This window comes from Corynebacterium kutscheri, assembly GCF_000980835.1.
Classification (GTDB): domain Bacteria; phylum Actinomycetota; class Actinomycetes; order Mycobacteriales; family Mycobacteriaceae; genus Corynebacterium; species Corynebacterium kutscheri.
In genome coordinates this window covers 1,067,184-1,080,798 of sequence record NZ_CP011312.1, presented here as the reverse complement: position 1 = coordinate 1,080,798, position 13,615 = coordinate 1,067,184, and the positions used below count along the sequence as shown (strand labels likewise).

12 protein-coding genes are annotated in these 13,615 nt (G+C 46.2%); 9 read left to right on the top strand and 3 right to left on the bottom strand.

The genetic code is table 11. The annotated features are described in order from the left end of the window. Positions 1-91: 91 nt before the first annotated feature. The 4 genes from cobN to UL82_RS04950 all read left to right on the top strand — a co-directional run bounded on the left by cobN (position 92) and on the right by UL82_RS04950 (position 6,847). Positions 92-3,691, top strand: a complete 3,600-nt coding sequence (cobN, locus tag UL82_RS04965) for a cobaltochelatase subunit CobN (protein WP_046439357.1) — start codon at positions 92-94, stop codon at positions 3,689-3,691. A gap of 64 nt (positions 3,692-3,755) precedes the next feature. Beyond that, on the top strand, positions 3,756-4,274 hold the full coding sequence (locus tag UL82_RS04960) for an FxsA family protein (protein ID WP_046439355.1): 519 nt from the start codon (positions 3,756-3,758) through the stop codon (positions 4,272-4,274). 103 nt (positions 4,275-4,377) lie between these two features. Next, on the top strand, positions 4,378-5,982 hold the full coding sequence (gene lnt, locus UL82_RS04955) for an apolipoprotein N-acyltransferase (protein ID WP_052735887.1): 1,605 nt from the start codon (positions 4,378-4,380) through the stop codon (positions 5,980-5,982). A 61-nt stretch (positions 5,983-6,043) separates the two neighbouring features. After that, the gene (locus UL82_RS04950; RefSeq protein WP_046439352.1) at positions 6,044-6,847 is read left to right on the top strand and encodes a polyprenol monophosphomannose synthase; all 804 of its coding nucleotides are present in this window, start codon (positions 6,044-6,046) and stop codon (positions 6,845-6,847) included. Between the two features lie 53 nt (positions 6,848-6,900). Here UL82_RS04950 and UL82_RS04945 read toward each other — a convergent pair whose 3' ends face one another. Continuing rightward, the gene (locus UL82_RS04945) at positions 6,901-7,293 is read right to left on the bottom strand and encodes an RNA polymerase-binding protein RbpA (RefSeq protein ID WP_046439350.1); all 393 of its coding nucleotides are present in this window, start codon (positions 7,291-7,293) and stop codon (positions 6,901-6,903) included. Between the two features lie 134 nt (positions 7,294-7,427). On the opposite strand from UL82_RS04945, the gene UL82_RS04940 reads away from it, so the two are divergent. The 3 genes from UL82_RS04940 to UL82_RS11240 are packed head-to-tail and all read left to right on the top strand — an operon-like array spanning position 7,428 to position 8,637. Continuing rightward, on the top strand, positions 7,428-7,763 hold the full coding sequence (locus tag UL82_RS04940; RefSeq protein WP_046439348.1) for a hypothetical protein: 336 nt from the start codon (positions 7,428-7,430) through the stop codon (positions 7,761-7,763). Positions 7,764-7,771: 8 nt separating this feature from the next. Beyond that, the gene (locus tag UL82_RS04935; RefSeq protein WP_046439346.1) at positions 7,772-8,461 is read left to right on the top strand and encodes a YceI family protein; all 690 of its coding nucleotides are present in this window, start codon (positions 7,772-7,774) and stop codon (positions 8,459-8,461) included. Positions 8,462-8,472: 11 nt separating this feature from the next. Further along, positions 8,473-8,637, top strand: coding sequence for a hypothetical protein (locus UL82_RS11240; RefSeq protein ID WP_046439344.1), 165 nt, complete (start codon positions 8,473-8,475; stop codon positions 8,635-8,637). A gap of 142 nt (positions 8,638-8,779) precedes the next feature. Here the strand turns inward: UL82_RS11240 and UL82_RS04925 are convergent, their stop codons facing one another. Then, positions 8,780-9,049 (bottom strand): hypothetical protein, encoded by a 270-nt coding sequence (locus UL82_RS04925; RefSeq protein ID WP_046439342.1) that lies wholly within the window; start codon positions 9,047-9,049, stop codon positions 8,780-8,782. A 174-nt stretch (positions 9,050-9,223) separates the two neighbouring features. Between UL82_RS04925 and UL82_RS04920 the strand changes: the two genes are divergently transcribed. Beyond that, a complete protein-coding gene (locus tag UL82_RS04920; RefSeq protein ID WP_083966504.1) occupies positions 9,224-10,531 on the top strand; it encodes an MFS transporter in 1,308 nt (435 codons plus the stop codon). Between the two features lie 21 nt (positions 10,532-10,552). On the opposite strand, the gene UL82_RS04915 is transcribed toward UL82_RS04920, so the two are convergent. Next, positions 10,553-11,848 (bottom strand): class I SAM-dependent methyltransferase, encoded by a 1,296-nt coding sequence (locus UL82_RS04915; RefSeq protein ID WP_046439339.1) that lies wholly within the window; start codon positions 11,846-11,848, stop codon positions 10,553-10,555. A 321-nt stretch (positions 11,849-12,169) separates the two neighbouring features. Here UL82_RS04915 and UL82_RS04910 point away from each other — a divergent pair, with 321 nt between their 5' ends. Further along, on the top strand, positions 12,170-13,576 hold the full coding sequence (locus tag UL82_RS04910; protein ID WP_046439337.1) for an NAD(P)/FAD-dependent oxidoreductase: 1,407 nt from the start codon (positions 12,170-12,172) through the stop codon (positions 13,574-13,576). Positions 13,577-13,615: the final 39 nt, after the last annotated feature.

Sequence of the window (13,615 nt, the reverse complement as noted above, 5' to 3'; positions counted from 1 at the left end):
TGTCATAGTCAGACCTGATATACGAAAGCATATCGACGTACTTATCCAACCAAGCCTATCGTGGGCGCGTCACCCAATACCAAGGATTTTTATGATCACACTGCTGTCTACCTCCGATACAGATCTGCTCACTGCCAAAGTTGCAGCAGAAAATGAAACGGTGGCATACCAATTTGCAAACCCTAATTTCGTTGATTCTCGCCGGCTAGAAGAGCTTGTCAAGACAACAGATATTTTCGTTGTTCGTCTCCTTGGTGGAAAACGCGCCTGGGAAGAAGGTATCGCCGCACTATTAAAGTCGCAAAAACCAGTTGTTTTTGTTTCTGGCGAACTTGCCGTTGATGCTGAACTTACTGATATTTCTACAGTTCCAGCTGGGGTAGTAACCACAGCACATACTTATTTAGCAGAAGGCGGCACCGAGAACCTTATTAACCTGCATCATTTCCTTTCCGATACTCTTTTACTGACCGGTTTAGGCTTTAAACCACCAGCACATACCCCATTATGGGATGTGGTGGAATTTGCACCAACTCGTAATCCCAATGGACCACGGATTGGCATTGTCTACTATCGTGCCCAGCATCTTGCTGGTAATACTGCGTATATCAAAGGTCTTGCCGAAGCCATTGAGGATCGCGGGGGGCAAGCAGTATGCATTTATGCCGCATCATTGCGTCAAGCTCCACAAGATCTACTCGATAAACTTGCTACCCTCGATGTTTTGATCACGACCGTATTAGCAGCTGGTGGCACTAAACCAGCTACTGCTGGTGCTGGTGAAAATGATGAAGCATGGGATGTGGCAGCGCTAGCAGAGTTGAATATTCCTATTATTCAAGGTCTTGCGCTCACCAATGCCCGCAGTGATTGGGAAGATAATGACGAAGGACTCAGCCCCTTAGACGTCGCAACGCAAATTGCCGTACCAGAATTCGACGGTCGCATCATCACTGTTCCGTTCTCATTTAAAGAATTTGATGCCGATGGTTTAATTTCCTATGTCCCAGACCCTCAACGTGCTAAGAGGCTAGCAGGTATCGCATATCGCTATGCTCGTCTGCGCCATGTGGATAATTCGGAGAAGAAAATCGTGATGATGTTCTCTGCGTATCCCACCAAGCATGCGCGTATTGGTAATGCCGTGGGCTTAGATACCCCAGCTTCTGCGCTACGTGTACTTCATGCACTTGCTGATGCCGGCTACAATCTAGGCGATACCGATGCAATTCCTGGTTATGCTGATAATGACGGGGATGCACTGATGCACGCAATTATTAGTGCTGGTGGGCATGATCCAGAATGGCTGACCGAAGAAGTGCTCGCAAATAATGAGCTCAAACTTGATGGTGCAGACTACACCGCTTATTTCAATACGCTTCCTGCCGATATGCAAGAAGAGATGACTAAACACTGGGGTGCAGCTCCAGGAACACACTATGTTAACCCGCAGACCAACGAGATCTATATTGCCGGACTACGCTTTGGCAACATCGTGGTCATGGTACAACCTCCACGTGGCTTTGGTGATAATCCAGTTGGTATTTATCACGATCCAGATTTACCCGCTAACCACCACTATCTTGGCACCTATTATTGGTTACGTGAGCACTTTGGTGCTGATGCCATCGTACACATGGGCAAACATGGAAATATGGAATGGTTACCGGGTAAAAACGCTGGTCTATCGGATTCTTGCTATCCAGATCAAGCCATCCACGAGCTACCTTTGATCTACCCATTTTTAGTTAATGATCCAGGTGAGGGAACTCAAGCTAAGCGACGTGCTCATGCAGTACTTATCGATCATATGATTCCACCCATGGCACGTGCTGAATCTTATGGTGATATCACCCGTCTAGAACAGCTTCTCGACGAGCATGCCAGTATCGCTGCTATGGATCCAGCTAAACTTCCTGCTATCCGTCAAGAAATCTGGACGTTATTGCAAGCTGCCAAGATGGATCGCGATCTAGGCTGGGATGAGCGTCCAGATGAAGATGCTTTCGATGACAAGATGATGGAAATCGACGGCTGGCTGTGCGAGATCAAAGACGTGGCTATTCGTGGCGGTCTGCATACGCTCAGTGAAGCCGTCACCGGAGAAGTTCGAGTCGAACTCGTTTTGGCGATGCTGCGTGCCCGTCAACTCTGGGGTGGTGAAAAAGCGGTTCCAGGCTTGCGTGAAAGCCTTGGTCTTTCCGAACAAGGCGATGAAACCCGTCATCGCGTCGACGACATTGAACAGCTAGCTCACAACCTATTAACCCAGTTGGAAGAGCGCGACTGGCAAGAAGCAGCAGTTGAAGAAATCATTGCTAACACCGAGCTACCACAAGAAGCCGATCAGATAGCACTGACGCATCTTTTGCGTTTTGCTTGCCAAGAAATTATTCCACGCCTAGCACAATCCGCCCTAGAAATCCCACAGATTCTTCGTGCCCTTGATGGAAACTTTATTGAGGCTGGCCCATCGGGATCACCTATGCGTGGTCTCATTAATGTGCTACCGACCGGACGTAATTTCTACTCCGTTGATCCAAAATCTGTGCCTTCTCGTCTCGCTTGGGAAACCGGACAACTACTGGCTGATTCACTGATTAAGCGCTATCAGGAAGAACATGATGGGGTTTATCCTAAATCTGTTGGGCTTTCAGTGTGGGGCACCTCCGCAATGCGTACCTCTGGTGACGATATCGCAGAAGTCTTTGCGTTACTTGGTGTCCGTCCAATCTGGGATGAAGCATCGCGACGGGTTATTAACCTTGAGGTTATTTCATTAGAGGAACTCGGCCGACCACGCATTGATACCACCGTACGCATTTCTGGCTTCTTCCGTGATGCTTTCCCACATGTTTTAACGCTTCTCGACGACGCAGTACAGCTTGTTGCTGGACTTGATGAGCCGGCTGATCAAAACTATGTTCGTGCTCATGCGCTTACCGATGGTCAAGATGACCACGTTCGTCGCATTTTCGGTTCTAAACCAGGTACTTATGGTGCTGGTTTGCTCCAGCTTATTGAATCCGGAACCTGGCGTGACGATAATGATCTCGCCGCGGTATATACCACTTGGGGCGGCTACGCTTATGGTCGTGGCCTTGATGGGGTAGAAGCCAAAGAAGATATGCGCAAGGCTTACACTCGAATCCAGGTAGCTGCCAAAAATGTCGATTCCAAGGAACACGATATTGCTGATTCAGATGATTATTTCCAATTCCATGGTGGAATGGTTGCTACCGTACGCGCCCTAACCGGTAAAGATCCAGAAGCCTATATCGGTGATTCCACCCGTCAGGAAACTGTTAAAACACGTAGCCTGCATGAAGAATCCCGTCGAGTTTTCCGCGCCAGAGTAGTCAACCCTCGCTGGATTGCGGCAATGCGTGAGCACGGATACAAGGGTGCTTTCGAAATGAGTGCAACCGTGGATTATCTGTTTGGCTACGATGCCACCACTGGGCTTATGGATGATTGGATGTATGAAACTCTCACCGAAACCTATGTTGCGGATCCTGAAAACCGAGAATTTTTCGAGCAATCTAACCCATGGGCGCTCCGCGATATTTCTGAGCGCCTTATAGAAGCAGCTGATCGTGGTCTCTGGGAAAACCCAACTCAAGAGGCACTCGATACGCTACGCTCAACTTTCCTGGAGCTGGAAGGTTCCCTAGAAGACCGTGCCGAATAGAACTCTGGGTTAACTTAAGCTGATTGACAGTCTTTCCTCAGTTTTTCTAGGTAGGCTGTCGATCATGAGATTGTTAGCTGTCTTCCCGTATGTTCTTATCGAGACATTAGCTTTCTGGGGCGTTGCTTCCTGGTTAGGGGTGGGCAAGGCCTTGTTATTGTTGCTAGGTTTTTTCTTTGGCGGTTTATTTATCGCCGCCTGGCAGATGAACGGCATTGCCCGCAAGGCTGTTGAGGGAAAACAAGGCCCTGGTCAGACTGTCGGCGATCTTGGTCTTATTGCTGCTGGTGCTATGGCAGTAGCATTACCTGGCTTTGTTTCTTCGATTTTAGGTTTACTGCTTATAATCCCTCCTACACGATCAATAATTCGTTCCGTATTAGCACGGAAGCTACGAGCTTTGGTAGAAGACTTTGGTATGCGCAGTTACCAGGCGGCTAATATGAATCGTCCGCGGGCTAATTTTGGTAGTTTCAACGAAGATTTTTCCTCGCCTCATGCCAGTGCCCAAGTGATTGACGAGCAAGAGATTCAGCAATGGAGTAAGAACGTCAGCCCAGACGATTTTAGTAAACCAGCATAAAAATTTTTTCATCAATCCAGCGCCTGTAGGGAAACTCATATTTTCCTACAGGCGCTGCTATCTTAAATAACGAAATTCTCTTTTATCACAGAAAGAATCTATCGTGATAGCTCTTGTAGTTCGCAGTTTACTTGCCATCGCCGCAGGTTTTTTTGTCTACGCTTCCTATGAGCCTCATGGTTGGTGGTTACTGGGTATCTTTGGCATGACCTTGCTTTACGCAGCACTTATGCCTTGGCAACAAACTATTTTTTATCGTGTTCTCCCAGCACTGCGATCCTCACAAATAACGCTTACCAGTACAATTAATCGTCGCAGTGGGGCTTTGCTAGGTTTTTTACATGGATTAAGTCTTTATCTTTTACTTTTGCCTTGGATCGGTGAATTCGTTGGTGCAATGCCGTTTATTGTACTTAGCATCTATCTCGCTTTATGGTCACTTGCCTTTGGTATAGGTGCCGCAATACTTTTTTCCCATCCCTGGGCAGTATGGGGTTATCCTTTCCTCTATCTAGCTTTTGAGTGGGGACGCTCGCATTTCCCTTTTGGCGGCTTCGCCTGGGTTCGACTGGCTTGGGGTCAAATTAATGGCCCGCTTGCCCAATTAGCCCCGCTGGGTGGAGTAGCTTTTGTTAGCTTTGCGACGGTTTGTCTCGGCGTAGCGATTGCCCATCTTTTCTCTGCTACAGCTTCTCAGCACATCCGTCTGTTCTCGGTACGTACTAATCAACGAGCTGTTTCGGTTATCATTGTCAGTACTTTCTTAGCTATTTCAGGAATAGCTTTTTTCACTAATGGATCCGCTGATGATACAGGTAGCGTACGTATTGCAGCTATCCAAGGAAATGTTCCTCGCCTAGGGTTAGATTTTAATGCTCAGCGACGTGCAGTATTAGAAAATCATGTTCGCGAAACTGAACGGCTTAATCAGCAGGTAGATCTGGTCATCTGGCCAGAAAATTCTTCCGATGTGAATCCTTTTACCGACTCCCAGGCAGCAACCCTTATTGAAGAAGCAGTAGAAAGTGTCCAAGCTCCTATTTTGGTGGGCACGATCACTCGTGATGATATTGGTCCTCGTAACACTATGGTTGTTATGGATCCACACACTGGTAGGGGAGAGCAACATAATAAAAAATATCTTCAACCTTTTGGTGAGTATATTCCGTGGCGCAATTTTTTCCGTCGTTTTTCCCCACTGGTCGATCTGGCTGGTAATTTTCAACCAGGTACCGGCACTGGGGTAGTTCATATGACGGCTGCGCTTAGTAACCGCGTGGTAGCAGTTGGAATAGCTACTTGCTATGAGGTTGCTTTTGATGCAGCTGGTCGTGATGCGGTACTTGCCGGCGCAGAGATCCTTACTACACCCACAAATAATGCTACTTTCGGTTTTACTGATATGACCTACCAGCAATTAGCAATGAGCAGAATGCGTGCTTTAGAGTTAGACCGTGCGGTAGTGGTTGCTGCCACTAGTGGTGTGTCTGCTTTAGTCGCGCCTGATGGGAAAGTGTTATCTCATACTGAAATCTTTGAATCAGCTACACTCAGTGCTGATCTACCACTTCGTACCCACATCACTTATGCTGCGCGCATTGGTTCAGCACTAGAATATGTCTTAGTTTTTATTGGCATACTTGGTGTTATGCTTGCTCTTTGGCAACAAAAACGTCCGGCACGTACTTTCCTACCTGCAGACGCATAGTCGCGCCTATACAATGAAATAAATTTACTTCACCCCTTTCACGAGGAGATACGAAACCTCTATGAATCAACCAAGCGATAACACTTTGGTGATTATCCCAACCTACAATGAGTTGGAAAACCTGCCCTTAATTACGGGTCGGGTTCGCACAGCCACACCGCAGGTACATATCTTGGTCGTCGATGACAATAGTCCCGATGGTACGGGTAAAGCCGCTGATGAATTGGCTGCACAAGATGACCATATCCACGTTCTGCACCGCGATGGTAAGGGTGGCTTATTAGGCGCGTATATTGCAGGTTTCCGCTGGGGTTTGGAGCGCGATTTTGATGTTCTTTGCGAAATGGATGCCGATGGCTCACATGCCCCGGAGCAACTTCACCTATTACTAGATCAGATCAATCAAGGCGCTGATCTAGTTATTGGTTCACGTTATATCCCAGGTGGTGAGGTTGTTAATTGGCCTAAGAAACGCTGGATTTTATCTAAGGGTGGCAACCTATATATTTCCCTAGCGCTTGGTGCAGGGTTAAGCGATATGACCGCAGGGTATCGCGCTTTTCGACGCAGTGTGCTTGAAACCATTGATCTTGATCAGCTATCAGCAGCTGGCTATATTTTCCAAGTTGATATGGCCTGGCGTGTGGTTCAAGAAGGTTTCGATGTCCGCGAGGTACCTATTACTTTTACTGAGCGTGAAATTGGTGAATCAAAACTTGACGGTAGCTTTGTCAAAGATTCACTCGTAGAAGTGACCAAGTGGGGGATTAAGCACCGATTCATGCAGGCCACCGCGTTAACAAAAGAATTAAGTAAGCTAGCTAAACATGAAATTGATCGTTTCCGAAACCGGAATATGATCTAGCAACCTAAAATGGCTCTCACTGCAACAGTGAAAGCCATTTTTAGTCATTGTTTTTATTCAGCTTGTTGAGCAGCTGCTGCTTCCTCTTCTTGCTGTTTGAGTAGACGTGCTGCATTACGACGACGCTTACGTAGTAACTCGATACGTTCTTCTAACAGCACATCAAGTTCCTCGATGGAACGACGCTCTCGTAGCATATCCCAGTGGGTACGAGGTGGTTTTGCTGGCTTAGACTCAAGGCCTTCACCTTCAACGAGGTGTCCGATCTGTCCGTTCTTGCATAGCCAAGTGCCAGGGATTTCTGCATCGTCTGCGAAAGGAACTTCGTAGATTTCACCGGTTTCAGTACGGTAGCGCACCATCTGGCGTGGAGCAAGATCATGATCGCGATCAGTCTCATAACTTACGGCACCCATGCGGCTACCGCGAAGAACGCGTTCTGCCATTATCGGATCTGTCCTTTCGACGTGATTTTAAGACTCTTAACTATAACGCACTTCGACCTAGTATTGTTCCCAGGCAACTCGAAAAGGTGTAAAAATACCTTTGAGCTAGCTCTTCAGTCTAGAATCTAACAACGATGACAGCCCATACAACAAAACGAAATCCTACCTGCCAATGGTGTGGTACTGAATTTCTAGCAACCAGTCGTGGTCGGCCTAGGAAGTTTTGTAGTCATGCGTGTCGTCAACGTGCTTATGAGCAAAGAAATGCAGTCACTGGAACAAACATTTCACCAGATGCAGTTATTATGCATCCAGAAAAAGCCGTTCAGTTCCATGATTCTTTGTTTGAACTTCGTTGTGCCGCAGAAGATATAGCTACTGCGGTAGCAGAAAACGCCGACCCGGCCGAGATTAATAAGTTATGTTCAGAACTTGTCAATCTTGCTCGACGTATTGAAAAGATCAGGTAAAAAGTTTTATGGATAAAAAGCGCACTATCATAATATTTGGCGGGATAAGCCTTATTGTTGTCTTATCACTATTTGCTCTTTTTACGGTTCTTTATCCTTTACTCACCGGCCCGGGAGTAAAAACTGAGGAACTTGATGCTAGCAATGCGAAACCAGCAACCACAGATATTAATGGTCAGTGGTCAGTTATCTACGGCAGCGCGCCGAATATCAGCTCCGTAGGCTTTACTTTTCATGAAATCTTACCATCGGATAAGCGTGTTACCTCCGGTTCAACTCGTAGTGTCACTGGTGCTATAAAGGTTGAAAATGAGACCTTAACCGCTGGTCGCGTTGTTGTTGACATGGCAGAAATCGGCACTGATCAAGAAAAACGCGATATTAATGTGCGCAGCAAGATTTTTGAAACAGATAAATATCCTGAAGCTACTTTTGAAATAAGTGAAAAGGTAGATCTTTCCGCGGTACCAGATGATGCGTCAGTAAGCGAAGTTGTTGTTCCAGGGATACTTACTATTCATGGCGAAAGCAATCCTGTCGAACCAAAATTTAAGGTTGTTCGCTCAGGCGAGCGTCTTATTATCAGCACGAGCATTCATATTAACCGCCTGGATTATAAGGTTGAGACACCCGAGTTTGTGGCAGCAAAGATTGATGAAGAAGGCGATATTAACGTTCTTCTTACCTTAGCTAAATAAAAGGATCTCACATGCCACAACGTTTCATTCCATTTATTTGGTTACGTTTGATCGTCATTATCCTTTTTGGGATTTTCCTTATTAGCGAAAAAATGTGGCTCGTTGCCGTGATTGCTGCTGGTTTAGCTCTTTTAAGCGCGTATCAACTTTATCTGGCTTATCAAAACAAAAAGTAGCATTAAATTAGCCCTGTTCTTAAGGCAAAGGAATGGGGCTATTTTTGTCACAAGTGACAAAAATAAACAAACCGGGATTTTCGACACGGGGCAGCACGCCACCATTTTTTCACCCCATAAACATGCCAAGATAACATATCCGTCAATTACTCAACACATCCAACTCAGCGACTCCATGGAATGTAATAGCCATATCTAACAAGGCAGTTAAGTTGTTCAAACCAGCATAAAACTCAAGGTTAACCCACTTGCTATCAATAATAAACCATAATAAATGTCCGATAATGTACATTATGTCATTTAGCTCTACTCTTAATATTTGAGACCAGCTAAAAAATAAGCCGACTTCACAAGCAATTAAAGCCTTCGCATCGTTTCTATGGCCAGTATCTATTAACGCTTCACGGCCCATTAATTAGCGCCACACCGATCGGTAAAATCAGTAAAGAAATTACTCGTCTCACAATATGGAATTTACATCTTAAATAATGGGAGTATAATTTACTGCATTCCCTAATAACCCAAGGCCAAGGAGAAACCATTGTCGACGATCGTAGAAGCCAGTCCACCTACAACCACCCCCACCATGCGGCGACGCATTATCGTCGCATCAACAATTGGCACCACCATTGAGTTCTATGACTTCTATGTCTATGCCACTGCTGCAGTAGCTGTTTTTCCACACCTTTTCTTCCCCAAAAATGATGATCCCACCGTTGGTTTACTCGCATCTTTTGCCACTTTTGGACTAGCTTTCGTCGCACGCCCACTTGGCTCTATCATCTTTGGTCACTTCGGTGATCGCATAGGCAGAAAAGCTACTTTGGTAGGCTCGCTTTTAACTATGGGAATAGCAACTTTCCTCATTGCTTTTTTACCTACCTATAATCAAGTCGGCGTTATCGCTCCAGCGCTGCTTGCGCTTATGCGCTTTTGCCAAGGTCTTGGCTTAGGCGGTGAATGGTCTGGAGCTGCACTTTTAGCTACAGAAACAGCTGATAAAGGAAAACGTGCTTGGGCAGCTATGTGGCCACAATTAGGAGCTCCCTTCGGATTCCTTTTCGCTAATGGATTTTTCCTTATCCTGGTAAGTCTCTTAGGGCATACTAATGGCGATATCGAGGGTGCTTTTATGACCTGGGGCTGGCGTATCCCCTTCGGGCTTTCTGCCATATTGGTCATCATCGGCCTCTGGGTACGGATTACATTGGAAGAAACACCAGTATTTAAAACTGCGGTCGATTCCGGGAAAAAAGTAAAAATGCCGATCACCGAAGCCATAAAAACTGCCTGGCGTCCCATGATCTTAGGCACCTTCATTATGTTGAGCTGCTATACGCTCTTTTACCTGGTAAGCACCTGGGTGCTTTCTTATGGCATAGCTAGTAAAGAACAAGGTCTAGGTCTTGGTATCACCTACACTGATTTCCTCAAGCTGCAATTAATATCCATCTTTGCTTTTATCCTCGGCATCCCAATTGCTGGACAACTAGCCGATAAACGCGGTCGTCGTAAAACACTTATCGGTATCTCCTTACTAGTTATCACATTCGGTTTTACTTTTAATATCTTTCTCAATATCGAAACCGCCACTAAACTCAGCGTCTTAGCATTTTTAACTATCGGGATGTTTATCATGGGACTAATTTTTGGCCCAATGTCGGCAGTTCTACCAGAGCTTTTTCCTACCCACGTCCGCTATACCGGTTCTGGGATTAGCTACAACGTCGCTTCCATCCTAGGCGCTGCAGTAGCACCATTTATTGCCACCGCATTAGCAAAAAATTATGGGGTTATCGCAGTAGGCGGTTACCTGATAATGGTTGCCTGTATTACTTTAATTGCCGTGCTAAAAATGCCAGAAACTAAAGATATGGATCTTAGCGAAATTTAACCGACATAATTCTTACAACTTTTAACGTCTACCACGTCGATTGCGTACCGTAACTGTACACTGCACAGTATCTAATGCACCGACGTGGTACAGCGCTTCTAGCATGCTTAAATAAAACAACCATAACCTGCGATACACCGCATCAAAACCTTCGGCAGCAGCTTCACGTAAGCGTCCCTCAAATATTTCTCGTTGCAAAGAAACACCACGCATATGATGCGAACCAATATGTGTCTGTGAAACTACTCGCAAACCGGTATAAACGTCGAAAAGCCGATGAATTTCCGTGACAGTGCTCAGCTGAAAATCTGGCCACAAATATGCCTGTGCAACACTTAACGTCTGCCGGGTCAGTTCTTCAAATCCAGTAACCGCCACCATCGACTGAATAGCTGCTCGCCCACCAGTAACTAGCATTCGATCCAATGTTTTTGCATAAGCGCGTCTGGCTTTTGCACCCATATGCTCTAATTTTTCGATACTAATAACTGCATCATAATGTGTTGGCCAGCTACGTGGCGTTGGCATCGGTGAATCCAATAATTCAACATGTACTTCACCTGATAAACCAGCAGCAGCAAGGATTTCTCGCATGTCGGTAGCTAGCTCCGCATCGGCAGTTAAATTATCAACTGTTGCTCCTCGTTCTGTTGCAGCAAGCGCCAGAGCCGGTGTTGAAGCTGGAAAATCCAACACATGTGTACCGCGAGTAACCTTCGCTGCGTCCAAGAGCATCAGTACACTACGCATCTGAGCATCAGCTAGATCAGCACGTTCTGTAATAGTCGGATCACTAAAAGTAGTGTCATCAACAAAATGATGTGCAGGTTCATTACCTCGCCCAGCACCGGGAACAAAACTTTTTATTGCAATTCGCTCAGTGGTAGGAACCCCCGAAGAAAAAAGAGTTCCATGGCTACTCATCGAATCCATAGCGGTTAATCGAACTAATGCGGGAGAAATCTCTAAACCATTGTAGGCAGCCCGAATATTCGTTATCGATGCTTTAGGTTGATATCCCACCTCAAGTAGGCGACTTAAAACTGTTACCAGATTTTCTGATTCCCACTCCCCAGCCATAAAGCTTTCTGCAAGACCCAACCAACCTGCATCAGCAATACGAGCAAAGAGAGCTTCTTCAAGAACAACAAGATCGGGGTTCTCACCATCAAAACGTAAACCAGCTTTCGCACATGCCGCTGCAAACTCTGCTTCTACCGCACGCGCACGCCACCTAACTTTAAAACTATCCGGAATTTCTGCAATACGCGGCCATACCTGTGCATCGATATACCCACCCCCGGAAGAATTCTGCACTATGGCACCCCCTTAATTGCATACCAGATTAAAACAATGACCGCCGGCTCATGCAGGCTCCAACCGCTCCAAGTGTATTCATCTTCTTAACTCAGTCGGTGCTGCAACGCAGAAAACATAACCTGTTTTTCGACTCTCCCCTAGCGTAATCAGTAGCCTCTCCGGCTAGAATCCCCCTAAAAAGCTAAGGATAATACCATTACAGAAAGCGCAATTAAAGGTTTTTAGCAAGAGCAGGCTAATATGGGGAAAATCACGCACGATACATCTATATCGGGCGCCTAAAATATACTTTTTGTTTTCTCCAGGAGAAAAAATACTATGCCAGAGACCCCATTTCGCCCTGAAGGTGGTCGCCACCACGTTGTCATTATCGGTTCCGGCTTCGGCGGCATCAACGCAGCACATGCACTCAAAGATGCAGATGTCGATGTCACCCTCATCGATCGTACTAATCACCACTTATTCCAGCCACTTCTATACCAAGTAGCAACTGGTATTCTTTCTTCCGGCGAGATCGCACCAGCAACACGTCAAGTACTAGCTAAGCAGCACAATCTCAACATCATTAAAGGTGAAGTCACCGATATTAATACCAGTGACAAACTCGTTACTGCTAGCCTAGGTGACTATACCACCGACATCTCCTACGATTCTCTTATCGTCGCTGCCGGAGCAGGTCAGTCTTACTTTGGAAACGACCACTTTGCCGAATTTGCCCCAGGCATGAAAACCATTGACGACGCCCTCGAACTTCGCGCCCGCATTATTGGTGCTTTTGAGCGCGCTGAGATCACCAATGACGCTGAAGAACGCGATCGTCTACTTACTTTTGTTGTTGTTGGTGCAGGCCCAACTGGTGTTGAATTAGCTGGTCAGTTAGCCGAGATGGCGCACCGCACTTTAGCAGGTAACTACACAAGAGTTAATCCAGCCAATGCGAAGATTATTTTGCTCGATGGCGCACCACAGGTCTTACCACCGTTCGGTAAGCGTCTTGGCCGCAATGCCCAGCGCACTCTAGAAAAAATTGGTGTCACTGTTAAACTCAATGCCATCGTTACCGATATCACTGAAGATACAGTGACCTACAAGTCCACCATTGATGATTCACTCCATACCATCCATTCTTATTGCAAGATCTGGTCCGCTGGAGTTTCTGCTTCCCCATTGGGCAAGCTTCTCGCTAACCAGCTCGGTGCTGAACTAGACCGTTCTGGCCGAGTACACGTTAATGAAGATCTCTCCGTTGGCAGTGATAAAAATGTCTTTGTTATCGGCGATATGTCCAACTTTGAAAATCTACCTGGTGTAGCTCAGGTAGCTATCCAAGGTGGCGAATATGTAGCCGAGCAAATTGCTGCCGAGGTTGACGGTAGATCAAATACTGAGCGTAAGCCTTTCGAATATTTTGATAAAGGCTCCATGGCTACCGTTTCACGTTTTAATGCGGTAGTAAAAATGGGCAAGGTAGAAATTACTGGCTTTGTCGGCTGGTTATTGTGGCTAGTTGTCCACCTGATGTTCCTCGTTGGTTTCCGCAACCGCTTTACCGCAGCTTTCTCTTGGGGTATTAATGCGCTCTCGCGCAAACGCTGGAATTTAGCAACCACCCGCCAGCAACTTCATGCTCGTACCGCATTTAAAAAGCTTAATAACTTTGTCGCTGATGAATCTAAAGATCAGCCCATCGAATTGCGCGACACCGCCCAATTCGATAACAAATAAGGCTTTTAACACTGCTATCGTGTTCAAAAACCCGGCTGA

What these genes read in the sequence shown, in the direction of transcription:
- UL82_RS04935 (WP_046439346.1), top strand. Translation starts at nt 7,772, where the DNA reads ATGGATAAAAAGCGCACTATCATAATATTTGGCGGGATAAGCCTTATT.
- UL82_RS04940 (WP_046439348.1), top strand. Translation starts at nt 7,428, where the DNA reads ATGACAGCCCATACAACAAAACGAAATCCTACCTGCCAATGGTGTGGT.
- UL82_RS11240 (WP_046439344.1), top strand. Translation starts at nt 8,473, where the DNA reads ATGCCACAACGTTTCATTCCATTTATTTGGTTACGTTTGATCGTCATT.
- UL82_RS04950 (WP_046439352.1), top strand. Translation starts at nt 6,044, where the DNA reads ATGAATCAACCAAGCGATAACACTTTGGTGATTATCCCAACCTACAAT.
- cobN (WP_046439357.1), top strand. Translation starts at nt 92, where the DNA reads ATGATCACACTGCTGTCTACCTCCGATACAGATCTGCTCACTGCCAAA.
- UL82_RS04960 (WP_046439355.1), top strand. Translation starts at nt 3,756, where the DNA reads ATGAGATTGTTAGCTGTCTTCCCGTATGTTCTTATCGAGACATTAGCT.
- UL82_RS04910 (WP_046439337.1), top strand. Translation starts at nt 12,170, where the DNA reads ATGCCAGAGACCCCATTTCGCCCTGAAGGTGGTCGCCACCACGTTGTC.
- UL82_RS04945 (WP_046439350.1), bottom strand. Translation starts at nt 7,293, where the DNA reads ATGGCAGAACGCGTTCTTCGCGGTAGCCGCATGGGTGCCGTAAGTTAT.
- UL82_RS04920 (WP_083966504.1), top strand. Translation starts at nt 9,224, where the DNA reads ATGCGGCGACGCATTATCGTCGCATCAACAATTGGCACCACCATTGAG.
- UL82_RS04925 (WP_046439342.1), bottom strand. Translation starts at nt 9,049, where the DNA reads ATGGGCCGTGAAGCGTTAATAGATACTGGCCATAGAAACGATGCGAAG.